22 protein-coding genes are annotated in these 25,010 nt (G+C 64.8%); 16 read left to right on the top strand and 6 right to left on the bottom strand.

Going from position 1 to position 25,010, the window contains the following annotated elements; all coding sequences use genetic code 11:
* Positions 1-4: 4 nt before the first annotated feature.
* The 6 genes from IHV84_RS11095 to IHV84_RS11070 all read left to right on the top strand — a co-directional run bounded on the left by IHV84_RS11095 (position 5) and on the right by IHV84_RS11070 (position 5,712).
* Positions 5-958 (top strand): amidohydrolase family protein, encoded by a 954-nt coding sequence (locus tag IHV84_RS11095; RefSeq protein ID WP_198846901.1) that lies wholly within the window; start codon positions 5-7, stop codon positions 956-958.
* A 1-nt stretch (position 959) separates the two neighbouring features.
* Positions 960-1,403, top strand: coding sequence for a protocatechuate 4,5-dioxygenase subunit alpha (ligA, locus tag IHV84_RS11090; protein ID WP_198846900.1), 444 nt, complete (start codon positions 960-962; stop codon positions 1,401-1,403).
* Positions 1,404-1,408: 5 nt separating this feature from the next.
* Complete coding sequence (locus tag IHV84_RS11085) at positions 1,409-2,272, top strand: class III extradiol dioxygenase subunit beta (protein ID WP_198846899.1); 864 nt, start codon at positions 1,409-1,411, stop codon at positions 2,270-2,272.
* 25 nt (positions 2,273-2,297) lie between these two features.
* A complete protein-coding gene (locus IHV84_RS11080) occupies positions 2,298-3,245 on the top strand; it encodes a Gfo/Idh/MocA family oxidoreductase (protein ID WP_198846898.1) in 948 nt (315 codons plus the stop codon).
* 78 nt (positions 3,246-3,323) lie between these two features.
* The gene (locus tag IHV84_RS11075; protein ID WP_198846897.1) at positions 3,324-4,346 is read left to right on the top strand and encodes an aldo/keto reductase; all 1,023 of its coding nucleotides are present in this window, start codon (positions 3,324-3,326) and stop codon (positions 4,344-4,346) included.
* Positions 4,347-4,593: 247 nt separating this feature from the next.
* Positions 4,594-5,712 (top strand): mechanosensitive ion channel family protein, encoded by a 1,119-nt coding sequence (locus IHV84_RS11070; RefSeq protein ID WP_066693705.1) that lies wholly within the window; start codon positions 4,594-4,596, stop codon positions 5,710-5,712.
* 13 nt (positions 5,713-5,725) lie between these two features.
* Here IHV84_RS11070 and IHV84_RS11065 read toward each other — a convergent pair whose 3' ends face one another.
* The 3 genes from IHV84_RS11065 to tkt all read right to left on the bottom strand — a co-directional run bounded on the left by IHV84_RS11065 (position 5,726) and on the right by tkt (position 10,183).
* Positions 5,726-6,838: a YihY/virulence factor BrkB family protein gene (locus IHV84_RS11065; RefSeq protein ID WP_198846896.1), complete on the bottom strand. Its 1,113-nt coding sequence runs from the start codon at positions 6,836-6,838 to the stop codon at positions 5,726-5,728.
* Between the two features lie 170 nt (positions 6,839-7,008).
* Complete coding sequence (gene gap / locus IHV84_RS11060; RefSeq protein WP_198846895.1) at positions 7,009-8,010, bottom strand: type I glyceraldehyde-3-phosphate dehydrogenase; 1,002 nt, start codon at positions 8,008-8,010, stop codon at positions 7,009-7,011.
* A gap of 91 nt (positions 8,011-8,101) precedes the next feature.
* Complete coding sequence (tkt, locus tag IHV84_RS11055; RefSeq protein ID WP_198846894.1) at positions 8,102-10,183, bottom strand: transketolase; 2,082 nt, start codon at positions 10,181-10,183, stop codon at positions 8,102-8,104.
* A gap of 142 nt (positions 10,184-10,325) precedes the next feature.
* Between tkt and speD the strand changes: the two genes are divergently transcribed.
* A complete protein-coding gene (speD, locus tag IHV84_RS11050) occupies positions 10,326-10,727 on the top strand; it encodes an adenosylmethionine decarboxylase (protein ID WP_198846893.1) in 402 nt (133 codons plus the stop codon).
* On the top strand, positions 10,724-11,497 hold the full coding sequence (locus IHV84_RS11045) for a nucleotidyltransferase family protein (RefSeq protein WP_198846892.1): 774 nt from the start codon (positions 10,724-10,726) through the stop codon (positions 11,495-11,497). Before speD ends, IHV84_RS11045 begins: the two co-directional genes overlap by 4 nt.
* A gap of 42 nt (positions 11,498-11,539) precedes the next feature.
* Here IHV84_RS11045 and IHV84_RS11040 read toward each other — a convergent pair whose 3' ends face one another.
* On the bottom strand, positions 11,540-12,277 hold the full coding sequence (locus IHV84_RS11040) for a hypothetical protein (protein WP_198846891.1): 738 nt from the start codon (positions 12,275-12,277) through the stop codon (positions 11,540-11,542).
* A gap of 126 nt (positions 12,278-12,403) precedes the next feature.
* On the opposite strand from IHV84_RS11040, the gene IHV84_RS11035 reads away from it, so the two are divergent.
* Together IHV84_RS11035 and pyk are read left to right on the top strand one after the other, a co-directional pair.
* On the top strand, positions 12,404-13,795 hold the full coding sequence (locus IHV84_RS11035) for an aminopeptidase P N-terminal domain-containing protein (RefSeq protein ID WP_198846890.1): 1,392 nt from the start codon (positions 12,404-12,406) through the stop codon (positions 13,793-13,795).
* A 102-nt stretch (positions 13,796-13,897) separates the two neighbouring features.
* Entirely contained in the window at positions 13,898-15,334 is a 1,437-nt protein-coding gene (gene pyk / locus IHV84_RS11030) for a pyruvate kinase (RefSeq protein WP_198846889.1), read from the top strand.
* 21 nt (positions 15,335-15,355) lie between these two features.
* Here pyk and IHV84_RS11025 read toward each other — a convergent pair whose 3' ends face one another.
* On the bottom strand, positions 15,356-16,096 hold the full coding sequence (locus tag IHV84_RS11025) for a phosphatase PAP2 family protein (protein WP_198846888.1): 741 nt from the start codon (positions 16,094-16,096) through the stop codon (positions 15,356-15,358).
* A gap of 84 nt (positions 16,097-16,180) precedes the next feature.
* Here IHV84_RS11025 and IHV84_RS11020 point away from each other — a divergent pair, with 84 nt between their 5' ends.
* The 3 genes from IHV84_RS11020 to fba all read left to right on the top strand — a co-directional run bounded on the left by IHV84_RS11020 (position 16,181) and on the right by fba (position 19,430).
* Positions 16,181-16,882 carry a response regulator transcription factor gene (locus tag IHV84_RS11020; protein ID WP_198846887.1) on the top strand — a complete coding sequence of 234 codons (702 nt, stop codon included), beginning with the start codon at positions 16,181-16,183 and terminating at the stop codon, positions 16,880-16,882.
* Positions 16,882-18,267: a histidine kinase dimerization/phospho-acceptor domain-containing protein gene (locus IHV84_RS11015; RefSeq protein WP_370541253.1), complete on the top strand. Its 1,386-nt coding sequence runs from the start codon at positions 16,882-16,884 to the stop codon at positions 18,265-18,267. Before IHV84_RS11020 ends, IHV84_RS11015 begins: the two co-directional genes overlap by 1 nt.
* Positions 18,268-18,365: 98 nt before the next feature.
* Entirely contained in the window at positions 18,366-19,430 is a 1,065-nt protein-coding gene (fba, locus tag IHV84_RS11010; RefSeq protein WP_066691136.1) for a class II fructose-bisphosphate aldolase, read from the top strand.
* 122 nt (positions 19,431-19,552) lie between these two features.
* On the opposite strand, the gene IHV84_RS11005 is transcribed toward fba, so the two are convergent.
* Positions 19,553-19,777: a hypothetical protein gene (locus IHV84_RS11005; RefSeq protein WP_198846886.1), complete on the bottom strand. Its 225-nt coding sequence runs from the start codon at positions 19,775-19,777 to the stop codon at positions 19,553-19,555.
* Positions 19,778-20,029: 252 nt separating this feature from the next.
* On the opposite strand from IHV84_RS11005, the gene IHV84_RS11000 reads away from it, so the two are divergent.
* The 3 genes from IHV84_RS11000 to IHV84_RS10990 all read left to right on the top strand — a co-directional run bounded on the left by IHV84_RS11000 (position 20,030) and on the right by IHV84_RS10990 (position 24,861).
* On the top strand, positions 20,030-21,634 hold the full coding sequence (locus tag IHV84_RS11000; RefSeq protein ID WP_198846885.1) for a Re/Si-specific NAD(P)(+) transhydrogenase subunit alpha: 1,605 nt from the start codon (positions 20,030-20,032) through the stop codon (positions 21,632-21,634).
* 35 nt (positions 21,635-21,669) lie between these two features.
* The gene (gene pntB, locus IHV84_RS10995; protein ID WP_198846884.1) at positions 21,670-23,091 is read left to right on the top strand and encodes a Re/Si-specific NAD(P)(+) transhydrogenase subunit beta; all 1,422 of its coding nucleotides are present in this window, start codon (positions 21,670-21,672) and stop codon (positions 23,089-23,091) included.
* Positions 23,092-23,181: 90 nt separating this feature from the next.
* Positions 23,182-24,861 carry a long-chain-fatty-acid--CoA ligase gene (locus IHV84_RS10990; protein WP_198846883.1) on the top strand — a complete coding sequence of 560 codons (1,680 nt, stop codon included), beginning with the start codon at positions 23,182-23,184 and terminating at the stop codon, positions 24,859-24,861.
* Positions 24,862-25,010: the final 149 nt, after the last annotated feature.

Below are 25,010 nucleotides of genomic sequence, written 5' to 3'. Positions count from 1 at the left end.
GCGAATGAGCGAATTCACCAGAGCGGAGGTCTTCACCCAAGCCGAAGGCTTCACCAAAACCCCCGGCTGGCTCGACTGGTACACCGGCCCTGCCAAGCCCCGCTTTCAGCTGCCCGCTGGCGCGGTGGACGCCCACTGCCATGTGTTCGGCCCCGGTGCGGAGTTTCCGTACGCGCCCGAGCGCAAGTACACGCCTTGCGATGCCAGCAAGCACGAGCTGTTTGCGCTGCGCGACCACCTGGGCTTTGCCCGCAACGTGATCGTGCAGGCCACCTGCCACGGCGCAGACAACCGCGCCATGGTGGATGCCTGCCTGGCCAGTGGCGGCAAGGCGCGTGGCGTGGCCACCGTCAAGCGCAGCGTCACCGATGAGGAACTGCAACAGCTGCACGCCGCAGGCGTGCGCGGTGTGCGCTTCAACTTCGTCAAGCGCCTGGTGGACTTCACGCCCAAGGACGAGCTGATGGAGATTGCAGGCCGCATTGCCAAGCTGGGCTGGCATGTGGTGATCTACTTTGAGGCGGTGGACCTGCCCGAGCTGTGGGACTTCTTCACCCGCCTGCCCACCACCGTGGTGGTGGACCACATGGGTCGCCCGGATGTGAGCAAGGGCGTGGACAGCGAAGAGTTCGCGCTGTTCCTCAAGTTCATGCGTGAGCACCAAAACGTGTGGAGCAAGGTGAGCTGCCCCGAGCGCCTGAGCGTGACCGGCCCCAAGGCCCTGAACGGCGAACAGGCTGCATACCAGGACGTGGTGCCCTTTGCGCGCCGCGTGGTGCAGGAGTTTCCTGACCGCGTGCTGTGGGGCACCGACTGGCCGCACCCCAACCTCAAGGACCACATGCCCGACGACGGCCTGCTGGTGGACTTCATCCCGCACATTGCGCCCACGGCCGAGCTGCAGCAGAAGCTGCTGGTCACCAACCCTATGAAGCTTTACTGGCCCGAGGAGGTCTGAGATGGCACTCGACAAACCCTACCAGGACGTGCCTGGCACCATCATCTTTGATGCGGAGCAAAGCCGCAAAGGCTACTGGCTCAACCAGTTCTGCATGAGCCTGATGAAGGCCGAGAACCGCGAGCGCTTCAAGGCCAACGAGCGCGCCTATCTGGACGAATGGGCGATGACCGAAGAGCAGAAGCAGGCCGTGCTGGCCCGCGACCTCAACTGGTGTATGCGCACCGGCGGCAACATCTACTTTTTGGCCAAGATCGGTGCGACCGATGGCAAGAGCTTCCAGCAAATGGCGGGCTCCATGACCGGCATGACCGAAGAGGAATACCGCGCCATGATGATCGGCGGTGGCCGCAGTGCCGAAGGCAACCGCTACATCGGCGAAGACGGCGATGCCCAGGCGCACCGCCAGCCGCAAGGCAAGGCCGGGCAGGCCCAGAAAGACTGAACACCATGGCACGCATTACCGCATCCGTTTACACATCGCACGTCCCCGCCATTGGCGCGGCCATGGACCTGGGCAAAACGCAAGAAGACTACTGGAAGCCATTGTTTGCAGGCTACGACTTCTCCAGGCAATGGATGAAGGACCACAAGCCCGATGTCATCTTCCTCGTCTACAACGACCACGCCACGGCCTTCAGCCTGGACTTGATTCCCACGTTCGCCATCGGCACCGCCGCCGAGTACCAACCCGCCGACGAGGGCTGGGGACCGCGCCCGGTGCCCAAGGTGATCGGTCACCCCGAACTCGCCTCGCACATCGCGCAAAGCGTGATTCAGCAAGACTTTGACCTCACCATCGTCAACAAGATGGATGTGGACCACGGACTGACGGTGCCGCTGTCGCTGATGTGCGGCGAGCAGCATCCCCAGACCGGTGCCTGGCCCTGCCCGGTGATTCCGTTTGCGGTGAACGTGGTGCAGTACCCCGTGCCCAGTGGCCGCCGCTGCTTTCAGCTGGGGCAGGCCATCCGCCGCGCGGTGGAGAGCTACGACGAAGACCTGAACGTGCACATCTGGGGCACCGGGGGCATGAGCCACCAGTTGCAGGGCGCACGCGCAGGCCTCATCAACCGCGAGTGGGACAACGCCTGGCTTGACCAGCTTATCAACGACCCTGCCGCTTGCTCGGAAGTGCCGCACATCGACTACGTGCGCGAGGCGGGCAGCGAGGGCATTGAGCTGGTGATGTGGCTCATCGCCCGTGGTGCGATGGCCGATGTGGCCGGGGGCCCGGCCCCCAAAGTGGCGCACCGCTTCTACCATGTGCCCGCGTCCAACACCGCCGTGGGCCACCTGATTCTTGAGAACTGAACCGAATCCCAAAGGACATCACCCCATGACCATCAAAGTCGCACTCGCCGGCGCGGGCGCCTTCGGCATCAAGCACCTGGACGGCATCAAGAACATTGACGGCGTCGAAGTCGTCTCCCTCATCAGCCGCGACCTGGCCAAGACCCAGGAAGTAGCCGACAAGTACGGTATTAAGCACGTCACCACCGATCTGGCCGACAGCCTGGCCATCAAGGAAGTGGACGCCGTGATCTTGTGCACGCCCACGCAGATGCACGCCAGCCAGTCCATTGCCTGCCTGGAAGCGGGCAAGCATGTGCAGGTGGAAATCCCGCTGTGCGACATCCTGAGCGAAGGCCAGGCGGTGGTGAACCTGCAAAAGCAGACGGGCCTGGTGGCCATGTGCGGCCACACCCGCCGCTTCAACCCCAGCCACCAGTACGTGCACAAGAAAATCAAGGCGGGCGAGTTCAACATCCAGCAGATGGATGTGCAAACCTACTTTTTCCGCCGTACCAACATGAACGCCCTGGGCCAGCCCCGCAGCTGGACGGACCACCTGCTGTGGCACCACGCCGCCCACACGGTGGACCTGTTCGCCTACCAGGCGGGCAGCCCCATCGTCAAAGCCAACGCCATCCAGGGCCCCATCCACAAGGATCTGGGCATTGCCATGGACATGAGCATCCAGCTCAAGGCGGCCAACGGTGCGATTTGCACGCTGAGCCTGAGCTTCAACAACGACGGCCCGCTGGGCACCTTCTTCCGCTACATCGGCGACACCGCCACCTACATCGCCCGCTACGACGATCTGGTGAACGGCAAGGAAGAGAAGATCGATGTGAGCCAGGTGGATGTGTCGATGAACGGCATTGAGCTGCAAGACCGCGAGTTCTTCGCCGCCATCCGCGAAGGCCGCGAGCCCAACGCCAGCGTGGCGCAGGTGCTGCCTTGCTACCAGGTGTTGCATGATCTGGAGCAGCAACTGGTTTGATGCTGCTATTGATTCAGTAGCTGCTAACGCCCGTAGATCAAACGCTGCGGGCGTTTTTCATTAGATATCGGAGATGTGATGCAACAACGTGCTTTGGGCCCTTTCCAGGTCAGCGCCATTGGCCTGGGCTGCATGAACCTCTCGCACGCCTATGGCGCCCCGGTCAGCGCTGAGCAGGGCGAGCGTGTGCTGCTGGCCGCGCTGGATGCGGGCGTGACCTTGTTCGACACGGCGGCGCTATACGGCTTTGGCGCCAACGAAACCCTGGTGGGCCGGGTGATGAAGCCGCACCGCCACCGCTTCACCCTGGCCAGCAAGTGCGGCATGCAGGGCGTGGATGTGAATGGCGACGGCAAGCTGGTGCGCGAGATTGACGGGCGCCCCGCCACGCTGCGCCAGACCTGCGAAGACAGCCTGCGCCGCCTGCAGACCGATGTGATTGACCTTTATTACCTGCACCGCTGGGACAAGAGCGTGCCGATTGAAGACAGCGTGGGCGCGCTGGCCGACCTGGTGCGCGCGGGCAAGATCCGCAGCATTGGCCTGTCGGAAGTGTCTGCCGCCACGCTGCGCCGCGCCCATGCCGTGCACCCCGTTGCAGCCCTGCAAACCGAATATTCGCTGTGGACGCGCAACCCCGAGATTGCGGTGCTCGACGCCTGCCGTGAACTGGGCGTGGCGTTTGTGGCCTTCAGCCCGGTGGGCAGGGGCTTTCTGTGTGGCGACCTCACCGATGTGGGCACGCTGGACGCCAAGGACATCCGCCGTGGCATGCCGCGCTTTGCGCCCGAGGCGTATGCAGCCAACCTGCAATTGCTGGCAGGCTACCGTGCCATCGCGGCCGAAGTGGGCTGCACCCCCGCGCAACTGGCGCTGGCCTGGTTGCTGCACAAGGGGCAGGACATCATCCCCATCCCGGGCACGACCAGTGTGGAGCATCTGCACGACGACCTGGGGGCTGTGCAGGTGCAGCTCGGCAGCGCTGTCATCGAGCGGCTGGAAGCGCTGATCAACGAGCGCACTGTGGTGGGCAACCGCTACAACCCGCAGAACGCCAGCGAAGTGGATACCGAGGCCTACGCGGAGCGCACAGGCGTCTGAGACAGCATCCATTGGGTGTTGCCCCTTCGCGGTTGGCCGGGCTTCGCCCCGCCCATCGCATGGGTGAAAAGACCGAGGCCAGCGCCGCCTGTGCCTTGGGTTGTGGGATATGTCCTACAAACATTTGCAAGCACTGCGGATGGTGTTGTGCGCGATGCGCGGGCATGCTGAAAGGCTGCCTGCCCTGGTGCTCCCCGTGGTTCCTGGGCGTGGTCTTTGCCAACGCTACACACAAGGAGAACCCTGCATGCCACCATCCGCCTTTCTTTCCTGGGTTCAGGAGACCACTTTTGCGGGCGTGCCGCTGTGGAGCTTGCTGATCGCCGTGCTGGCGGGGGTGGCCACCTATCTGGGCATATTGCTGGCGCTGAGCCTGTTGACCGGCCGTGCCCGTGCGTGGGCCAGCCAGTCGCACAGCGGGGTGGCCCGTGCGCTGGTGGATGTGCTGGAAGGCACCAGCCGCTTCCTGATGCTGGTGGCGGCGCTGCTGGTGGGCGCCAGTTTTCTCGATCTGCCCGGGCGCTGGGAAAACCGGCTGAGCCAGCTGTGGTTTGTGGCCGTGGCGCTGCAGATGGGCTTGTGGGGCATGCGCGCCATCGGCATCGGGGTGCGGCACTACCTTGCGCAGCACGCGTCTTCGGGCATGACGCAGGTGAGCGCTTCGGCCACGCTCATGTCGTGGGGGCTGCGCACCTTGCTGTGGAGCGTGGTGCTGCTGGCCATCCTGTCGAACCTGGGGGTGAACATCACGGCCTTCATTGCCAGCCTGGGGGTGGGCGGCATTGCGGTGGCCCTGGCGGTGCAGAACATCCTGGGGGATTTGTTTGCATCGCTGTCCATCGCGGTGGACAAGCCGTTCCAGGTGGGCGACTTTGTGGTGGTGGGCAACGTGGCGGGCACGGTGCAGATGATTGGCCTCAAGACCACCCGCATCCGCAGCCTGCAGGGCGAGGAGGTGGTGATGTCCAACACCGACCTGCTCAAGCAGACCATCAGCAACTATCGCCCCATGCAGCGCCGCCGCATCGTGTTCGGCTTTGGCGTGCCTTACGACACGCCCATCGAACAGGTCGAGGCCATCCCAGGCGTGGTGCAGCGGCTGGTAGAAGCCCAGCCGCAGCTGGAGTTCGACCGGGCGCACTTCAAGGCCTTTGGGCAAAGCGCGCTGGAGTTTGAGGTGGTCTACATCGTGAAGGACCCGGGCTTCAATCTGTACATGGACCTGCAGCAGACCCTGAACCTGGGCTTGATGCGCGAGCTGGCCGCCATGGGCGTGAAATTTGCCTTGCCCGCCCGCACCGTGCATGTGGCCCAGATGCCTGCCGAGCCTCCCCACCCCCTGCGCGTGGCCCCTTTGCAGGCCTGATGGGTTGATGTTGCTAAGGGCGCGGCGCGCGACGCGTTTTGCGGCGATGCCAATGCCAGCGCACCTGCTGTGCCAGTACCAGCGCAGCCAGCGCCCACAATTGCGCACGCTGCTGGCCGGTGCGCTGCTCCAATATTTGCACTTGCGCCTGCAGCACGTCGCTGTGCGCTGCGGGCGAGGCAGTGCCCGCAGGTGTGGCGGGCAGCATGTCGGCGGTGATGTCTGAGCCTGCTGCCGCCACCAAAGCGCCGGTCTGCGTGGCGGCCACCGCACGCTTGCCCACTGCGCTGCCGCGCTCGTCGGCATACACCTTGGTGAACTCGGCCCCCAGCAGAAAGATCTGTGCGGCGTAGTACACCCAGGCCAGTACCACCACCAGCGAACCGGCTGCTGCATAGGTTTCGTTCACGCCGCTCTTGCCCAGGTAGTAGCCGATGGCGAATTTGCCCAGCTCGAACAGCACAGCCGTCACGGCAGCGCCCACCCACACGTCATGCCATTGCAGTGGCACCGAGGGCATGAACTTGAAAATCATCGCGAACAGCACGGTGGTGGCGCCTACCGCAATGAGGGTGTTCAGGGCTTGCAGCGTCACCTCCCAGGCCGGCCACAGGCCGCTGGCCCAGCCGCCCAGGGCCGCCACCCCCGCGCTGATGACCAGGGACACGATGAGCAGAAAGGCCAGCCCCAGGATCAGCCCGAACGACAGCACCCGCGCGCGCAGCACGGCCCATAGGCCCGAAGGCTTGGCCCGCTGCGGCACATGCCAGATGCGGTCGAGCGCGCTTTGCAATTCGGCAAACACGGTGGTGGCACCCACCAGCAGCACCACGCCACTGATCAGACCCGCCACCAGGCCGCGCGTGGGCTCGCTGGCAGCCCGCACCAGCGCTTGCACGGCCACGGCAGCGTCCTGGCCGATGAGCCCTTGCAATTGCCCCACGATTTCGCCCTGGACCGCCTCGCGCCCAAACAGCGCGCCTGCCACGGCAATCACGATCACCAGCAGGGGGGCGATGGAAAACACGGTGTAGTACGCAATCGCCGCGCCCATGCTCGGGGCAAAGTCATCCATCCAGGCCATGACGGCTTTGCGGGCCAGGCGATAAAGGCGTTGTAGGTTCATGGGCGACAAGAGAACAGAACTGACCCTATGCTGCCGTTGAACACACCTTGCGGCTGTAGGCGCGCGCACCGATGCTGCGTAGGCGGGCTGCGTGATGCATTCCTGCCAAGGTGACCTACCAAAGAGAAACGCGCCCCTCGGGGCGCGTTTCGCAGGCAGCTTGGGGTGCCTTACTTGGCAGTCACCACGCGCACCATTTCCAGGCACTTGTTCGAGTAGCCCCATTCGTTGTCGTACCAGCTCACGACCTTCACGAAGGTGCCGTCCAGCGCGATGCCGGCGTCAGCGTCGAAGATCGAAGTGCGGGTGTCGCCACGGAAGTCGGTGGCCACCACCTTGTCTTCGGTGTAGCCCAGCACGCCCTTCAGGGCGCCTTCGGACTGGGCCTTCATCTCGGCCTTGATCTCGTCGTAGGTGGCAGCCTTGTCCAGCTCCACCGTCAGGTCCACCACCGACACGTCGGAGGTGGGCACGCGGAAGGACATGCCGGTCAGCTTCTTGTTCAGCGCAGGAATCACCACGCCCACGGCCTTGGCAGCGCCAGTGCTGGAAGGGATGATGTTTTCCAGAATGCCGCGGCCGCCGCGCCAGTCCTTGTTCGATGGGCCGTCCACGGTCTTTTGCGTGGCAGTGGCTGCGTGCACGGTGGTCATCAGGCCGCGCTTGATGCCCCACTTATCATGAAGTACCTTGGCCACGGGGGCCAGGCAGTTGGTGGTGCACGAGGCGTTGGAGACGATGGCTTGGCCAGCGTAGGTGTCGTGGTTCACGCCGAACACGAACATGGGCGTGTCGTCCTTGGAAGGAGCCGACAGGATGACCTTCTTGGCGCCTGCGTCGATGTGCTTCTGGGCTGAGGCCTTGTCCAGGAACAGGCCGGTGGATTCGATCACCACATCAGCGCCGACTTCGTTCCACTTCAGGTTGGCGGGGTCGCGCTCTTGTGTCAGGCGGATCTTCTTGCCGTTGACGATGAGGGTGTTGCCTTCCACGGCCACAGTGCCCTGGAAGCGGCCATGCACCGAGTCGTACTGCAGCATGTAAGCCAGGTAGTCGGGCTCCAGCAGGTCATTGATGCCAACGACTTCGATGTCGCTGAAGTTCTGGATGGCCGAGCGCAGCACGTTGCGGCCGATACGGCCGAAACCGTTGATACCAATCTTGATCGTCATAGCTTGTAGTCTCTCCAAGGTTGCAAAGTCGAAATCAGGAACCTGCCGCCACGCACCCGCTGGCAGCGGGGCACAGCGGGCAGGAGGAGTGTCAGCGGGCCTTCTTGGCGGGCTTCAGGCGTGCCGCGCCGATGGCGACCAGCACCGTGTCGGCCACGTTTTCTTCGGTGAAGCCGAAGTGCTTGAACAGCACAGGCGCGGGGGCCGATTCACCGTAGGTGTCGATGCCCACCACGGCGGCGCAGCCGTACTTCCACCAGCCGTCGGTCACGCCCATTTCCACGGCCACGCGGGGCACGCCAGCGGGCAGCACGCTGCTCTTGTACTTGGCGTCTTCGCGGTCAAACGTGGTGGTGCTGGGCATGGAGACCACGCGCACGGCGATCTTCTTGTCGGCCAGCAGGCGCTGCGCCTTCAGGGCCAGTTGCACTTCAGAGCCGGTGGCAATGATCACGGCCTGGGGCTTCTTCTTGATGCCCACGTCAGCGGGTTCGGAGAGCACATACGCGCCCCGGCTGATGTCGCCCAGCACGCGCTTGGGCGCTGCGGCCGAGAGGTGTTGCAGGTTCTGGCGCGACAGGGCCAGCGCCGTGGGCTTGGTGCGGTTGGACAGAGCCACGCTCCAGGCCACGGCGGTTTCCACCGTGTCGGCAGGGCGCCACACGTCCAGGTTGGGAATCAGGCGCAGGCTGGCCACATGCTCGATGGACTGGTGCGTGGGGCCGTCTTCGCCCAGGCCGATGGAGTCGTGCGTGAACACGTGGATCACGCGCTGCTTCATCAGCGCGGCCATGCGGATGGCGTTGCGGCTGTAGTCGCTGAAGGTCAGGAAGGTGCCGCCGTAGGGGATGAAGCCACCATGCAGCGCCACGCCGTTCATGATGGCGGCCATGCCGAACTCGCGCACGCCGTAATTGATGTGGCGGCCGCCAACACCAGCTTCGTTCTTGACCACGGCGCCCGCTGCGTCAAAGCGCAGGTTGGGCGTGCTCTTGGTGTTGGTGAGGTTGGAGCCGGTCAGGTCTGCCGAGCCGCCCAGCAGCTCGGGCAGAGCAGCGGTGAAGGCTTCCAGCGCCAGCTGGCTGGCCTTGCGGCTGGCCACGGTCTCGCCCTTGGTGTGGGCGGCCACCACGGTGTCCACGGCCACCTGGGCAAACTGGGCAGGCAGCTCGCCCTTCATGCGGCGGGTGAATTCGGCAGCCAGCTCGGGGAAAGCCTTGCTGTAGGCAGCAAAGCGGTCGTTCCAGGCGGCTTCGGCCTTCTGGCCGCTGGCCTTGGCGTCCCAGCCGGCGTACACGTCTTCAGGAATCACGAAGGGCTCGCTGGTCCAGCCCAGGGCTTCGCGGGTGAGCTTGATTTCTTCGGCGCCCAGGGGCTCGCCGTGGGCCTTGGCGGTGTTGGCGCGGTTGGGGCTGCCCTTGCCGATGTGGGTCTTGCAGATGATGAGCGAAGGACGCTCGGTCTGCTTCTTGGCTTCGGCAATGGCGTCTGCCACCTTGTCGGCGTCGTGGCCGTCGATGGGGCCGATCACGTTCCAGCCGGCGGACACGAAACGCAGGGCGGTGTTGTCTGCAAACCAGGGGGCCACCTGGCCGTCGATGGAGATGCCGTTGTCGTCATACAGGGCGATCAGCTTGTTCAGCTTCCAGGCGCCTGCCAGCGAAATCGCTTCCTGGCTGATGCCTTCCATCAGGCAGCCGTCGCCCAGGAAGGCGTAGGTGTTGTGGTCAACGATGGCATGGCCGTCGCGGTTGAACTCGGCAGCCAGCAGCTTTTCAGCCAGCGCAAAGCCCACGGCGTTGGTGATGCCCTGGCCCAGTGGGCCGGTGGTGGTTTCCACGCCGGGGGTCACGCCCACCTCGGGGTGGCCTGCGGTCTTGCTGTGCAGCTGGCGGAAGTTCTTCAGCTCGCTCATGGGCAGGTCGTAGCCCGTGAGGTGCAGCAGCGAGTAGATCAGCATCGAGCCGTGGCCGTTGCTCAGCACAAAACGGTCGCGGTCAAACCACTGGGGGTTGGTGGGGTTGTGCTTGAGGTGGCGAGCCCACAGGCCCACGGCCATGTCGGCCATGCCCATGGGCGCGCCGGGGTGGCCGGAGTTGGCTTGTTGAACGGCGTCCATGGCCAATGCGCGGATCGCATTGGCCATTTGTTGGGATTGCTGGGTGTTGGCCATGGGTTGTGGGGGTGCTGGTGGGTGGGGATCAGGGAAACCGCTTATTTTACCGGGGCCGCAGTGGGCACTTCGCCCGGCACGCGGCGGCAGCATGGCAGGCCCGGTGGGTGATGCACTAGGTGATGCACTACATTGCATGCCCATGCATGGATTGCACCTCACTGCCGACCTCCACGGATGCCGCTGCGCGCCGCATTGGCTCACCGATGCCGATGCCTTGGGCCGCGCCTGCCTGGATGCCGTGGCCGCCAGTGGCCTGCAGGCGGTGGGGCAGGTTTTTCACACCTTTCCTGCCACGGCCCACGGGCCCGGCGGCGTGACGGCCACGGTGCTGCTGGCCGAGTCGCACCTGTGCGTGCACACCTGGCCCGAGCAGGCCGCCGTCACGCTGGATGTGTATGTGTGCAACTTTGGCGCCGACCACAGCGCCAAGGCCCATGCCCTGATGAATGCCCTGCTGGCGCTGCTGGAGGCCACCACCGTGCAGCGCCACGCCCTGCAACGCGGCGAGTTGCGCCCTGCGCCCGAAAGCCTTGTTCCATGAGTTCGACCCTTACCGCAGCCCCTGTTCACCAGGTACCCGCCATGCTGCTGGCCGCTGGCCGTGGGGAGCGCATGCGCCCCCTGACCGACACCTGCCCCAAGCCGCTGCTGGAGGTGCAGGGCCTGCCGCTGCTGCAGTGGCATTTGCAGGCGCTGGCGCAGGCGGGGGTGAACCGGGCGGTGATCAACACAGCCTGGCTGGGGGAGCAGATCAGCGAACGGTTTTCAAGCCATTTTGGCCTGCAGGGCGCACCGGATAAGCGCCATCAGCTATCAATTTCATACTCCCACGAGGGCTTGGACTTTGGCGGGGCGCTGGAAACCGCAGGCGGCATTGCCCGCGCGCTGCCGCAACTGGGGCCGGTGTTCTGGCTGGCCGCAGGCGATGTGTTTGCGCCCGATTTCGTGTTCGATGCCCAGGCCGTGCAGGCCTTCGAGGCCAGCGGCCACCTCGCCCACCTGTGGCTGGTGCCCAACCCCGCCCACAACCCGCGCGGTGACTTCGGGCTCTCTGCCACCGGCCTGGCGCTGAACCTGCCGGCCGACGACCCCGCGCCGCGCTACACCTACAGCACCATCGCGCTGTTGCGCGCCGAGTTGTTGGCTGCCCCCTGGTGCGATATCCCGCCGGGCAACCCGGCAGGCATGGCCGTCCCGCTGGCCCCCTTGCTGCGCCGCGCCATGGACCAGGGGCGCGTGGGGGCTTCCATTTACACCGGGCGCTGGACGGATGTGGGCACGCCCGAGCGCCTGGCCGAACTCAACCGCTGAACGGGCACGCTGCCGGCGCCCGGCGTTGCCAGCTGCGTAGGGTCATGGCGTGGAAGCGGCTTGGGCGGCGTTGTAGGCCGCTTGGACGGTCACAGGGCCGTTTTCGCAACCGCGAAACAGCCACTGGCTGGGCGCAAAACGGGCGTCCGGGCCATCTGGCGGCGGCTTGCCCACTTCGGCTTGCAGGTCGTAGGGGATGTGCGGCACCTGGAACAGGGCGATCTGGCCCTTGCGGCACTGCAGTGTGGGCATGACCTTGTTGGGCACCCAGGTCTGCGTGGCCGTGTCATAGCGGTGCACCGGCCCGATGCGCTGGTTGTCGGCCAGCTCCACCCGCATGGGCACCACCTGCAAGGCGGTGGCCAGCACGCCAGCCACCTCCACCGGCTGAGCAAAACGCACGGCGTCCAGGCCATGCAGGGCCAGAGGGCGGTGGGGTTCGCCCCGGTCAAAGGGGTCTGTGCGGTTGATGAGGCTGCCTGCCGGGATGAGCAGTTCGCCGTATTGGAAATCCTGGGTCAGCACGAAGCGTTCGCGGCTGGCGCGTACGGCAGCGCTGTCTTGCCAGGTCTGCTTTTCCGTGTGGGACAGGTAGGCGCGCACGCCCAGCCACACATCGCACAGGCCTGCCACCACGATGAGCGCCACCAGGGCCTCCCGGGTCAGCAGCCACTTCTGGGGCACATCCACCCAGCGGTAGTAAACGCCGTAGACCAGCAGGGCGGCCGTGAGCACCACCCCGAGCGCGGGCACGAAAGTTGACAGAAAAAAGTTCAGCATGAATGCGTATCGATGGAAAGAGGAGCTGCGGCGCCAGGCAGCGGAGGGCCTTCAACCGCTGGACCAATGGGCGCAGATTCTCTGTGACATATCCGGGGGCGCGCCAGTTGGGCTCAAAATGTACACATGAATGCAACGCAATCCATCTACGCCCAGCGCCGTGCCCGCCTCGCCTCGATGCTGGGCGCCGGCGGCATCGCCATCATCCCCACCGCGCCTGAACGCCCGCGCAACCGCGACACGGACTTCATCTACCGGCACGACAGCTACTTCTATTACCTGACCGGCTTTGCCGAGCCCGGTGCAGTGCTGGTGCTCACGGCCGAGGGGCACAGCACGCTGTTTTGCCAGCCCAAGGATCTGGAGCGCGAAATCTGGGACGGCTACCGCCTGGGCCCCGCCGCCGCGCCCGAAGCGCTGGGGGTAGATGCCGCGCAGTCCTCTGGGGTGCTGGATGCCCAACTGCCCCGCCTGCTGGAAAACCGCAGCTGCGTCTGGTACCCCTTTGCCACGCACACGGGTCTGGCGGCGCGGGTAGAGGGCTGGCTCAACGCCGTGCGCGCCCGCGTGCGTTACGGAGCACTGTGCCCAGCACAACAAAGCGATGTGTGCACCTTGCTCGACGAGATGCGCCTCATCAAGGACGCGCATGAACTGGACATCATGCGCCGCGCCAGCCAGATCAGCGCCCAGGCCCATATCCGCGCGATGCAGCGGTCTGCCCGCATGTTGCGTGCCGGGCAGGATGTGCGTGAATACCACCTCGATGCCGAGTTGCTGCACGCGTTCCGCGAAGGCGGCTCGCAATACCCCGCCTATGGCTCCATCGTCGCAGCAGGCGCCAATGCTTGCGTGCTGCACTACCGGGCCGATGCAGCGCCGGTGCGCGATGGGGAGCTGGTGCTGATTGACGCAGGCTGCGAGCTGGACGGCTACGCCAGCGACATCACCCGCACCTTTCCGGCCAATGGCAAGTTCACCGCCCCGCAGCGCGCGCTGTATGACCTGGTGCTGGCCAGCCAGGACGCCGCCGTCGCAGCCACCAAGGCCGGTGCGCGCTTCAACGACCCGCACGACGCCACGGTGGCCGTGCTGGCGCAGGGCCTGCTCGACCTGGGGCTGCTGGACAAGAACAAGGTGGGCACCGCCCAGGACGTGATCGACCAGCGTGCCTACTTCCAGTTTTACATGCACCGCACCGGCCACTGGCTGGGCATGGATGTGCACGACTGCGGCAGCTACGTGGAGCCCGGCGAGGTGGGCCAGGCCAGCGAACGCAAGGACCCGCTCTCGGGCGAGACCATCACTAACCGCCCCAGCCGCGTGCTGCGCCCCGGCATGGTGCTGACCATCGAGCCTGGGCTGTACGTGCGCCCCGCCGAGGGCGTGCCGGAGCAGTTCTGGAACATTGGCATCCGCATCGAGGACGATGCCGTGGTGACCGAGGCCGGTTGTGAGCTGATCACACGCGATGTGCCGGTGGAAGCCGATGAGATCGAGGCCTTGATGCGGGGCTGAGCCCGTTCCCTGGGAGTGCGTCAGGGTTTTCTGGTAACGGGGATGTAACTGGTTTCGTGTGAAAATTGAAACCCGATTACATCTACACGAAAGAGACTCGCCATGGCCACTCGCCGCGCCACCAAGATCGTTGCCACCCTGGGTCCTGCTTCGAGCGACCCGCAACTGCTCGAGGCGATGATCCGAGCGGGTGTCAACGTGGTGCGGCTGAACTTCAGCCATGGCAAGGCGCAAGACCACATTGATCGCGCCGCCACGGTGCGCGCTGCCGCCCAGCGTGCCGGGCGCGAAGTGGCCATCATGGCCGACCTGCAGGGCCCCAAGATCCGCGTGGGCAAGTTTGCCGACGGCAAGGTGTTTCTGGAGCCCGGTGCCAAGTTCGCGCTGGACGCTTCGCGCACCGAGCCAGGTGACATCAACGGCGTGGGCCTGGACTACAAGGAGCTGCCCCGCGACGTGAAGGCGGGCGACCTGCTGCTGCTCAACGACGGCCTGATCGTGCTCACGGTGGATGCGGTGCGCGGCGAAGAGGTGCACACCACCGTCAAGCTGGGCGGTGAGCTGTCCAACAACAAGGGCATCAACAAGCAGGGCGGGGGGCTCACGGCGCCAGCCCTCACGGCCAAGGACATGGAAGACATCCGCACGGCCATGAGCTTTCAGGCCGACTACGTGGCGGTGAGCTTTCCCAAGAACGCGACCGACATGGAAATGGCGCGCCAGCTGTGCAACGTGGCCGCTGCCGAATACCGCCACAAGCCGGGCCTGATCGCCAAAATCGAGCGCGCCGAGGCCATTCCGCACCTGGAGGCCATCCTGCGCGCCAGCGACGGCATCATGGTGGCGCGCGGCGATCTGGCGGTGGAAGTGGGCAACGCGGCGGTGCCTGCGCTGCAAAAGAAGATGATCCGCATGGCGCGTGACATGGACAAGGTGGTCATCACTGCCACGCAGATGATGGAGAGCATGATCACCAACCCCGTGCCCACGCGTGCCGAGGTGAGCGATGTGGCCAACGCGGTGCTGGACGGCACCGATGCAGTGATGCTGAGCGCCGAAACAGCCGCCGGGCGCTATCCGCTCGAAACCGTGGAAGAGATGGCCAAGATTTGCGCAGCCGCCGAGGCCGCCGAAGACCACCAGCTCGATGCTGATTTCACCGGCCAGACCTTCCGCCGCATTGACCAGTCCATCGCCATGGGCGCGCTGTTCACGGCCCACCACCTGGGCGCCAAGGCCATCGTGGCGATGACCGACAGCGGCGCCACGGCCCTGTGGATGAGCCGCCACCGCATCCACATCCCCATCTACGCCCTCACCCCCAAGGTGGCGACGCAGCGCAAGATGGCGATGTACCGCAACGTGCGCCCGCTGCTCATGGACACCAGCGCGGACCGTGACACGGCGCTGGAGCAGGCCGAAGGCCATTTGAAGAGCCGCAACATCGTGCAAAAGGGCGATGTGTACGCCATCACCTGCGGTGAGCCCATGGGGGCGCCGGGCGGCACCAACATGCTCAAGATCTGCGTGGCCAGTTAAAAACCGGGGCTTCGGCCCCGGTCAATCGGCCACAGGTGCGGGGGTAGAGTGCAAAAAGGCCGCAATGCGGGGGCGCAGGGCCACGGCAGCCAAGTCCACCAGCCAGCCGGTAGTCCAGCACAGCCAACCGGTCCACAGGGTGTGGCTCATGAAATGCGCACCGCGCACCTGCTGCGAGCCACCCAGCACCAAGCCCATGAGCACCGCGCCCGCTAGCCACCACCGTGCCGCAACGGGTTGCTTGCGGCGCAGCGCAAAGTAGCCCCCCACAAACGCAAAACCTGCCGATGCATGACCGCCGGGGAAGCAGCGGCCGCCTCCGCCATCGATCACGCCCAGCGCCCAGTGCGAGGCGTAGCGCGCGACGCCGCCGAACTCCGCCAAATCCCAGGGGCAGCTGGTGTTGCTCAGGTTTTTGATGACGCTCACCACAGCCAGGCCCAGCAAGGCGCTGAGGGCCATCTGCAGGCGCTCGCTGGCGTCCAGGCGGCGAAGAATTCCCAGGGGCCACCACACGCTCAGCGCCAATGCCAGCACCACCAGCCACCCGATGCGGCGCGCGCCTTCGTGCATCACTTGCACAAAAAACCAGTGCTCGCGCAAAGGGAAGCCCGAGGGGGTTCCAAAGGCGTTCGCCCAGGCCATGTCCTGCCCTCCTGCATCCCAGGCCACCACGGCTGCCAGGAGAAGCAAGGTGACCACCAGGGTGTGGCGTTGCGAAATGGACTGCGGTTGTGTGCCCGAAAGAGAGGATTGCTGCATGCCCGCGACGTTAAAAGGCGGCACTTAACCCGGTCTTAATGGACGCGAAGCGGACTTGCCGCGGCTTGCGGTGACAATCCGGCCATGCGAATCTTGGTGATTGAAGACGATGCAGGCATCGCCGCAGGCCTGCGCACCACGTTGCAGCAACGCGGCTATGCCGTGGATGTGTGTGGTGACGTGGCCAGTGCTTGGAGCGCTTTGCGCACCGAGCGGTTTGACGCCGTGCTGCTGGACTTGGGTTTGCCTGACGCTGACGGCAGCGTTCTGTTGCAGCGCTTGCGGTCGGCGCCAGCCACGGTAGGCGCCTTGGGTGCAGCCTTGCCCAACCCGGCTACACCGGTGCTCATCGTGACCGCCCGCGACCAGGTGCAGCAACGCATTGCGGGACTGGATATGGGCGCCGACGACTACGTGGCCAAGCCTTTTGACATCGACGAGCTGGATGCCCGGCTGCGCGCGCTACTGCGCCGGGCGGCGGGCCGGGCGGCCCCCACCATCCGCCATGGCGGCATTGAGCTGGATCCCGCCGCCCGCACCGTTCGGCTGCACGGGCAGTTGGTGGAAATGTCGCCGCGCGAGTTTTCTGTGCTGCGGGTGTTGCTGGAGGCGCGTGGGCATGTGCTGTCGCGCCAGCAGATTGAGGAGCGTTTGTACAGCTGGGACGCCGCCATTGAGAGCAATGCCGTGGAAGTGCACATCCACCACCTGCGGCGCAAGCTGGGCAGCGGCAGCATTCTCACCATGCGCGGCGTGGGCTATTTCATTCCCCAGGAGGCAGCGTGATCGCTCCGGCTGCCGCCCCGTCAGCGCGCAGCGCTTCGCTGACGCAGCACCTGTTGCTGTGGTCGCTGGGGGCGCTGGTGGCGGTGTGGGGCAGTTTCGTGTTCATGGGGTACCAGACCGGTGTGCACGAGGCCGATGAGCTGACCGACGGACATTTGGCCAGCGTCGCGTCACTGCTGCTGAATTTGCGGGCGTTCGAGTCTGTCGAGGGGGTGCATGCCACCCAGCGGGCACCACTGCCCGGCTTGAAGGCACACGACTACCAGCAATCCTTGAGCGTGGTGCAGTGGAGCGCAGAGGGCCGCGTGGTGGCGGCCAGCGGTTCGGCGCCGGTGCCAACGTTTGACGAGACAGAAGGGTTTGCCGATCTGAACTTGGGCGCCCCGCCCGCGGCCTGGCGCAGTTTTTCGCAGTGGAATGCCGATCACAGCCGCAAAATCATGGTGCTGGTGGCCGTACGCGAGCGGGACGAGTTGGCCCAGGACATTGCCGAGCAAATGATCGAGCCCGGGCTGTGGCTGCTGCCGGTGGTGGCGTTGGCCCTGGGGTTGGCTTTGCGCCGGGGGCTCAAGCCGCTGTACGCCCTGTCAGACGATGTGGCTGCGCTGGACCCCGCGGCAGACCAGCGTCTGGCCTCTCAGAACGCCTGGAAGGAGTTCGAGTCGGTCGAGGCTTCCATCAACACCTTGCTGGACCGCCAGCAGGCGGCCATGGCCCGTGAACGCCGACTGGCCAACGAAGTGGCGCATGAGTTGCGCACGCCGCTGTCGTCCATTGCGCTGCAGGCCAGCGCGCTGGGGGGCGAGCTGGCGCCCGAGGCCCAGGCGCAAGCGCTGGACCGCATTCGCCAGGACGCCCTGCGTGCAGGGCATGTGCTCAACCAGCTGCTGGCGTTGGCGCGCGCCAGCCGTGCCGAACTGGACGGCGCCACGGCCAGTGTGGACCTGGCCGCCCTGGCGCGCACCGCGTGTGCCGAATACGCCCAGGCCGCGTGGCAGCGGGGCGACGAGCTGGAAGTCAGCGCGCCAGACGCGCTCTTGGTGCGAGGCCATCCGGTGCTGCTGGATTTGTTGCTGCGCAACCTGATTGAAAACGCCCTCAAGCACACCCCTGCGCGCACCCGCATTGCCGTGCAGATGGGCGAGGGCGGTGGGGAGCACGGTGCCTGGCTGCAGGTGTGCGATGACGGCGCGCGCGTGGTGGCTGCGGGCGATGTGGTGGCCGCAGCGCCTGTGCCGGTGGACAGCCTGCATCTGGGCCATGAAATTGTGGCGCGGGTGGCGCAGGTGCACCGGGCCCGTTTTGGCAAGGCCCCGGCACCTGCGCCATTCACCACCTGCTACCGTCTGGATTTCGCACGAGAGTCCCTGCTCACAGCCGGGTAAAATCCCGGAGTTACCAAGCGGTTACCAACCGCTGCCTGAAAAAATGCCCGGCCCTGGTGGCCGCGGCGCTCCTACCACCCTCAACGGACCCAACGACCATGCCTCTCGTCTCCATGCGCGAATTGCTCGACCATGCCGCTATCAACGGCTATGGCATCCCCGCTTTCAACGTGAACAACCTGGAGCAGGTGCAAGCCGTGATGGCCGCCGCAGACGAAGTGGGCGCACCCGTCATCCTGCAAGCCAGCGCTGGCGCCCGCAAGTACGCTGGTGAGCCCTTCATCAAGCACCTGATCCAGGCTGCGGTCGAAGCCTTCCCCCACATTCCGCTGGTGATGCACCAGGACCACGGCACTTCGCCCAAGGTCTGCCAGGGCGCCATCGACCTGGGCTTTGGCTCGGTGATGATGGACGGCTCGCTGATGGAAGACGGCAAGACACCTTCTTCCTTTGACTACAACGTTGATGTCACCCGCAAGGTGGTGGACATGGCCCACAAGGTGGGCGTGACGGTGGAAGGCGAGCTGGGTTGCCTGGGCAACCTCGAAACCGGTGATGCCGGTGAGGAAGACGGCATTGGTGCCGAAGGCAAGCTGGACCACAGCCAAATGCTGACCGACCCGGAGGAAGCGGCCCAGTTTGTGAAGGCCACCCAGTTGGACGCGCTGGCGATTGCCATCGGCACCAGCCACGGCGCCTACAAGTTCAGCCGTCCGCCCACAGGCGACATCCTGGCCATCAGCCGCGTCAAGGAAATCCACGCCCGCATCCCCAACACCCACCTGGTGATGCACGGATCGTCTTCTGTGCCGCAAGAGCTGCTGGCCATCATCAACCAGTACGGCGGCAAGATGAAGGAAACCTACGGCGTGCCCGTGGCCGAGATCCAGGAAGCCATCAAGCACGGTGTGCGCAAGATCAACATCGACACCGACATCCGCCTGGCCATGACTGGCGCGGTGCGCAAGTTCCTGTTCGAGAACCCCGACAAGTTCGACGCCCGCGAATGGCTCAAGCCCGCCCGCGAAGCGGCCAAGCAAGTGTGCAAACAGCGTTACCTGGAGTTTGGCTGCGAAGGCCAGGGTTCCAAGATCAAGGGGCTGAGCCTGCAAACCATTGCTGCACAGTACGCATCCGGCGCGCTTGCCCAAGTGGTGAACTGACCACCGCCACTGCTGTCTGCGTTCAGCGCCCCGCCACTTGAAGTGGCGGGGCGCTTTTTTTCGTGCAGCTGCTGCGGCGAAAGCCCGTTCCCCCTCGGTCTGTCTGGAGGGTGACGCTCGCATCAGCAAAACGCGACGGTGATAAGTATTTCTTCATGTAAGCTCATGGTCAGCTTTTTCGACAGTCCGTCTGAAAGTGGGTTCGGCGGATGTTTCACCACTTGGATGGAGTGTCGGTGCGAACCATGATCACGGATGCTTTGAAAGAAACTCTGCGCTACAGTCTGGCCAGTTATCGGATGATTGACGCCATTTCGTACAAAGTCATACCGCTTCATGTTTTCCATGGTTCTGCAGCTCTGCGGTGTTTATTTAGCGCCGGAACTCGCACCGCATCGAGGGAACATGGGTGTCCCCGTGATCAAATGGTAATGCCCATGAACTGAACGATGGCTGACTGCTCGTGCCAGGAGAACCGTGCCGGCTGCGGCAAGGTGCATCGCCAAGTATCAAGCGCTTGACACACCTTGCTAGCGCCGGACTGCTCCCTCCCAGGCTGGTAGTCCTGAATAACGATTTCAAAACTTGAGGAGATCCCCATGGAGACAAGTCCGACGTTACAGCCGCAGCGCATTGGCGTGCCGCGTGAAACCTTCCCTGGCGAAAAACGCGTGGCCACCGTGCCCGATGTGGTGGAGAAGCTGATCAAGCTGGGCTTTGCCGTCACCGTGGAGTCCGGGGCCGGAGATGCCGCCAATTTCAGCGACGACGCCTACCGCGCTGCGGGCGCGCAAATCGCTGGCGACGCGGCGGCTTTGTGGGCTGCGTCAGACATCGTTTTCAAGGTGCGCCCGCCCAGCAGCGAGGAAGTGGCGCTGATGCGCGAGGGCACCACCCTCATCGACTTCATCTGGCCTGCCCAGAACCCCGATCTGATGCAGCAGCTGGCCCTGAAGAAGGCCACGGTGCTGGCCATCGACTGCCTGCCACGCACTTTGTCCCGCGCCCAGAAAATGGACGCGCTCACCTCCACCGCCGGGGTCAGCGGATACCGCGCAGTGATCGAGGCGGCCAATGCGTTTGGCCGCTTTTTCAACGGCCAGATCACGGCGGCAGGCAAGGTGCCACCGGCCAAGGTGTTCATTGCAGGCGCGGGTGTGGCGGGCCTTGCCGCCATTGGTACGGCCGCCAACCTGGGCGCCATCGTGCGCGCCAACGACACGCGCGCCGAGGTGGCTGACCAGGTCAAGTCGCTGGGCGGCGAGTTCGTCAAGGTGGACTACGAGGAAGAAGGCTCGGGCGGCGGCGGCTATGCCAAGGTCATGAGCGAAGGCTTCCAGGCCGCGCAGCGCAAGATGTACGCTGAGCAGGCCAAGGACGCCGACATCATCATCACCACCGCGCTGATCCCCGGCAAACCCGCGCCCAAGCTCATCACCGCTGAGATGGTGCAGAGCATGAAGCCCGGCAGCGTGATTGTGGACATGGCCGCCGAGCAGGGCGGCAACTGCGAGCTGACCGTGCCCGGCGAGGCCGTGGTGCGCCATGGCGTGACCATCATCGGCTACACCGACCTGGCCTCGCGCCTGGCCAAGCAGTCGTCCACGCTGTACGCCACCAACCTGCTGCGCCTGACCGAAGAGCTGTGCAAGGCCAAGGACGGTGTGGCCGTGGTCAACATGGAAGACGACGCGATCCGTGGCCTCACCGTGGTCAAGGACGGCGCCATCACCTGGCCCGCCCCGCCGCTCAAGCAGGCACCAGCGCCCGCGCCCAAGGCAGCGGCCCCGGTGGTTGAAAAGAAATCGGGCCATGGCCACGGCACGGGCGCGCCCATGTCCGCCAAGACGCTGACCATCGTTTTTGCCGTGATGGCCGTGCTGTTCTGGGCCGTCGGCGCCTATGCGCCCGTGGCCTTCCTGGGGCACTTCACGGTGTTCGTGCTGGCCTGCTTCATCGGCTACATGGTGGTGTGGAACGTCACGCCCGCGCTGCACACGCCGCTGATGAGCGTGACCAACGCCATCTCCAGCATCATCGCCATCGGCGCGCTGGTGCAGATTGCGCCGCCCGATGCGGGGGTAAACGGACGGCCTGACGGGCTCATCCTGTGGCTGGCCTTTGCGGCCCTGGTGCTCACGGCCATCAACATGTTCGGCGGCTTTGCAGTCACGCGCCGCATGCTGGCCATGTTCCGCAAGTAATCCGATAACGACAAGAACAACGAGGAGCACAGAACATGTCCCAAAGTCTCGCTACCGTCGCCTACCTGGGCGCGGCCATTTTGTTCATCCTGAGCCTGGGTGGGCTTTCCAATCCTGAAACCTCCCGCCGGGGCAATCTGTTCGGCATGGTCGGCATGGCGCTGGCTGTGCTGGCCACCGTGTTTGGCCCACGCGTCAGCCCGGCGGGCGTGGCCTGGATCGTCGGCGCGCTGGTCATTGGCGGCGGCATTGGCCTCTATGCGGCCAAGGTCGTCAAGATGACGCAGATGCCCGAGCTGGTGGCGCTCATGCACAGCCTGGTGGGCTTGGCGGCCTGCCTGGTGGGGTTTGCCAGCTATGTCGATACCTCCATCCAGCTGCAGGGCGCGGAAAAGATCATCCACGAGGTGGAGATCTATGTCGGCATCCTGATTGGCGCGGTCACCTTCAGTGGCTCGCTGATCGCCTTTGGCAAGCTCAACGGCAAGATCGGCGGCAAGCCACTACTGCTGCCCGGCCGCCACTGGCTCAACCTGGTGGCGCTGCTGGTAGTGATCTGGTTTGGCCGTGAGTTCCTGCGCGCGGAGACCATCGAGCAAGGTATGGTGCCGCTGATGGTGATGACGGCGATTGCGCTGCTGTTCGGCATCCACATGGTCATGGCCATTGGCGGGGCCGACATGCCTGTGGTGGTGTCCATGCTCAATAGTTACTCGGGCTGGGCGGCGGCGGCCACGGGCTTCATGCTCAGCAATGACCTGCTCATCGTGACCGGTGCGCTGGTAGGTTCCTCGGGTGCGATCCTGTCCTACATCATGTGCAACGCGATGAACCGCAACTTCATCAGCGTGATTGCCGGGGGGTTTGGCTCCGGGGCTGGCGCGCCCGCCAAGAAGGGCCAGACCGGTGAAAGCGCCGAGCCGCAGGGCGAAGTGGTGCCCGTGACAGCCGCCGAGACGGCCGAGCTGCTGCGCGATGCCAAGAGCGTGATCATCGTGCCCGGCTATGGCATGGCGGTGGCCCAGGCGCAGCACACGGTCAACGACATTGTGAAGACCTTGCGCGACAAGGGCGTGCAGGTGCGCTTTGCTATCCACCCGGTGGCGGGCCGCATGCCCGGCCACATGAACGTGCTGCTGGCCGAGGCCAAGGTGCCTTACGACATCGTGATGGAGATGGACGAGATCAACGAGGACTTCCCGGACACCGACGTGGCCATCGTCATCGGCGCCAACGACATCGTGAACCCCGCCGCGCAGGACGACCCCACCAGCCCCATCGCCGGCATGCCGGTGCTGGAGGTGTGGAAGGCAAAGACCTCCATCGTGATGAAGCGCTCGATGGCCTCGGGTTATGCCGGGGTAGACAACCCCTTGTTCTACAAGGAAAACAACCGCATGCTCTTTGGCGATGCCAAGAAAATGCTGGACGAGGTGCTCGCAGCGCTCAAAGCCTGACGGGCATAATCCGATCTCAGGAAAAGCACGGTCGTGCTGAAAATGACTGTGCTGTCCAGGCCCCAGAAAAACTTTTCAGGAGACAAATAAATGACCGACCGCCCCTGGCTGGCTGCTTACCCCCAAGGCGTTCCCGCAGACATTGACCCCACGCAGTACGCCTCTTTGGTCGCGTTGATGGATGAGGCTTTCCGCCAATACGCAGACCGCGTGGCCTACAGCTTCATGGGCAAGGACATCAGCTTTGCGCAGACCGATGCGCTCAGCCGTGCGTTTGCCGCCTACCTGCAGGGCCAGGGCCTGGTCAAGGGCGACCGCGTGGCCATCATGATGCCCAACGTGCCCCAGTACCCCGTGGTGGTGGCCGCTGTGCTGCGCGCAGGCTTTGTGGTGGTCAACGTCAACCCGCTGTACACACCGCGCGAGCTGGAACACCAGCTCAAGGACTCCGGCTCCAAGGCCATCGTCATCATCGAGAACTTTGCCACCACGCTGCAAAGCTGCATTGCCAACACGCCCGTCAAGCATGTGGTGCTGTGCGCCATGGGCGACCAGTTGGGCTTCCTCAAGGGCATGCTGGTCAACTACGTGGTGCGCAACGTCAAGAAGCTGGTGCCTGAATACAGCCTGCCCGGCGCCGTGCGCTTCAATGACGCCATTGCCAAGGGCCAGCGCGGCACGTTCAAGCCGGTGGACATCAAGCCCGACGACATCGCGCTGCTGCAATACACGGGCGGCACCACCGGCGTGAGCAAGGGCGCCGTGCTGCTGCACCGCAACGTGATTGCCAACGTGCTGCAGGCCGAGGCCTGGAACGAGCCAGTGATGAAATCGCTGCCCGCGGGCGAGCAGCCCACCAGCATTTGCGCCCTGCCGCTGTACCACATCTTCGCCTTCACGGTGAACATGATGCTGGGCATGCGCACCGGCGGCAAAGTCATCCTCATCCCCAATCCGCGCGACCTGCCTGCGGTGCTCAAGGAGCTGTCCAAGCACACCTTCCACAGCTTCCCGGCGGTGAACACGCTGTTCAACGGCCTGGCCAACCACCCGGACTTCAACACCGTCAACTGGAAGAACCTGCGGGTTTCGGTGGGCGGTGGCATGGCGGTGCAAGGCGCCGTGGCCAAGCTCTGGCTGGAAAAGACGGGTTGCCCCATCTGCGAAGGCTACGGCCTGTCGGAGACCTCGCCCATCGTCAGCTGCAACCCCGTGACGGCCAAGGAATTCACGGGCACCATCGGTGTGCCGCTGCCCAGCACCCTCATGAAGCTGCTGGACGACGATGGTCGCGAAGTGACCACCCTGGGCCAGTCGGGCGAAATCGCCATCAAGGGCCCACAGGTCATGGCGGGCTACTGGCAGCGCCCTGACGAAACCGCCAAGGTCATGACCGAAGACGGCTACTTCAAGTCGGGCGACGTGGGCGTGATGGATGCGCGCGGCTACTTCAAGATCGTGGACCGCAAGAAGGACATGGTGCTGGTCAGTGGCTTCAACGTCTACCCCAACGAGGTCGAAGAAGTGGTGGCCGACATGCCTGGCGTGCTGGAGTGCGCCGTGGTGGGCGTGCCCGACGAAAAGACGGGCGAGGCGGTGAAGCTCGTCATCGTCAAGAAAGACCCCGCCCTCACCGAAGCCCAGGTCAAGGAATACTGCAAGGCCAACCTCACGGGCTACAAGCAGCCCAAGGTGATCGAGTTCCGCACCGAACTGCCCAAGACCCCCGTGGGCAAAATCCTGCGCCGCGAACTGCGCGACAAGAAGTGACCCGAAGGGGCACTTCTTGCGGCGAAGGCTCATGTTGCGCAGCAACGTGAAGCGCAGCGGCCGAAGCCACAAGCCCCAGCGTGTCTTTTCCACCCGAAGGGGCACTTCTTGCGGCGAAGGCTCATGTTGCGCAGCAACGTGAAGCGCAG

Origin of the sequence: Acidovorax sp. IB03 (assembly GCF_016406015.1) — a bacterium.
Taxonomy (GTDB): domain Bacteria; phylum Pseudomonadota; class Gammaproteobacteria; order Burkholderiales; family Burkholderiaceae_C; genus Acidovorax; species Acidovorax temperans.
The sequence above is the reverse complement of the archived record's forward strand: the minus strand, read 5'-3'. Positions and strand labels throughout refer to the sequence as shown.

Bases quoted from the DNA above. Each gene is read 5' to 3' on its own strand.
- ligA (WP_198846900.1), top strand. From the start codon at position 960: ATGGCACTCGACAAACCCTACCAGGACGTGCCTGGCACCATCATCTTT.
- IHV84_RS11035 (WP_198846890.1), top strand. From the start codon at position 12,404: ATGAATGCAACGCAATCCATCTACGCCCAGCGCCGTGCCCGCCTCGCC.
- pntB (WP_198846884.1), top strand. From the start codon at position 21,670: ATGTCCCAAAGTCTCGCTACCGTCGCCTACCTGGGCGCGGCCATTTTG.
- IHV84_RS11005 (WP_198846886.1), bottom strand. From the start codon at position 19,777: ATGGAAAACATGAAGCGGTATGACTTTGTACGAAATGGCGTCAATCAT.
- IHV84_RS11095 (WP_198846901.1), top strand. From the start codon at position 5: ATGAGCGAATTCACCAGAGCGGAGGTCTTCACCCAAGCCGAAGGCTTC.
- gap (WP_198846895.1), bottom strand. From the start codon at position 8,010: ATGACGATCAAGATTGGTATCAACGGTTTCGGCCGTATCGGCCGCAAC.
- IHV84_RS11080 (WP_198846898.1), top strand. From the start codon at position 2,298: ATGACCATCAAAGTCGCACTCGCCGGCGCGGGCGCCTTCGGCATCAAG.
- IHV84_RS11000 (WP_198846885.1), top strand. From the start codon at position 20,030: ATGGAGACAAGTCCGACGTTACAGCCGCAGCGCATTGGCGTGCCGCGT.
- IHV84_RS11040 (WP_198846891.1), bottom strand. From the start codon at position 12,277: ATGCTGAACTTTTTTCTGTCAACTTTCGTGCCCGCGCTCGGGGTGGTG.
- IHV84_RS11025 (WP_198846888.1), bottom strand. From the start codon at position 16,096: ATGCAGCAATCCTCTCTTTCGGGCACACAACCGCAGTCCATTTCGCAA.
- fba (WP_066691136.1), top strand. From the start codon at position 18,366: ATGCCTCTCGTCTCCATGCGCGAATTGCTCGACCATGCCGCTATCAAC.
- IHV84_RS10990 (WP_198846883.1), top strand. From the start codon at position 23,182: ATGACCGACCGCCCCTGGCTGGCTGCTTACCCCCAAGGCGTTCCCGCA.
- IHV84_RS11045 (WP_198846892.1), top strand. From the start codon at position 10,724: ATGAGTTCGACCCTTACCGCAGCCCCTGTTCACCAGGTACCCGCCATG.
- IHV84_RS11085 (WP_198846899.1), top strand. From the start codon at position 1,409: ATGGCACGCATTACCGCATCCGTTTACACATCGCACGTCCCCGCCATT.
- IHV84_RS11020 (WP_198846887.1), top strand. From the start codon at position 16,181: ATGCGAATCTTGGTGATTGAAGACGATGCAGGCATCGCCGCAGGCCTG.
- IHV84_RS11070 (WP_066693705.1), top strand. From the start codon at position 4,594: ATGCCACCATCCGCCTTTCTTTCCTGGGTTCAGGAGACCACTTTTGCG.
- IHV84_RS11065 (WP_198846896.1), bottom strand. From the start codon at position 6,838: ATGAACCTACAACGCCTTTATCGCCTGGCCCGCAAAGCCGTCATGGCC.
- pyk (WP_198846889.1), top strand. From the start codon at position 13,898: ATGGCCACTCGCCGCGCCACCAAGATCGTTGCCACCCTGGGTCCTGCT.
- tkt (WP_198846894.1), bottom strand. From the start codon at position 10,183: ATGGCCAACACCCAGCAATCCCAACAAATGGCCAATGCGATCCGCGCA.
- speD (WP_198846893.1), top strand. From the start codon at position 10,326: ATGCATGGATTGCACCTCACTGCCGACCTCCACGGATGCCGCTGCGCG.
- IHV84_RS11075 (WP_198846897.1), top strand. From the start codon at position 3,324: ATGCAACAACGTGCTTTGGGCCCTTTCCAGGTCAGCGCCATTGGCCTG.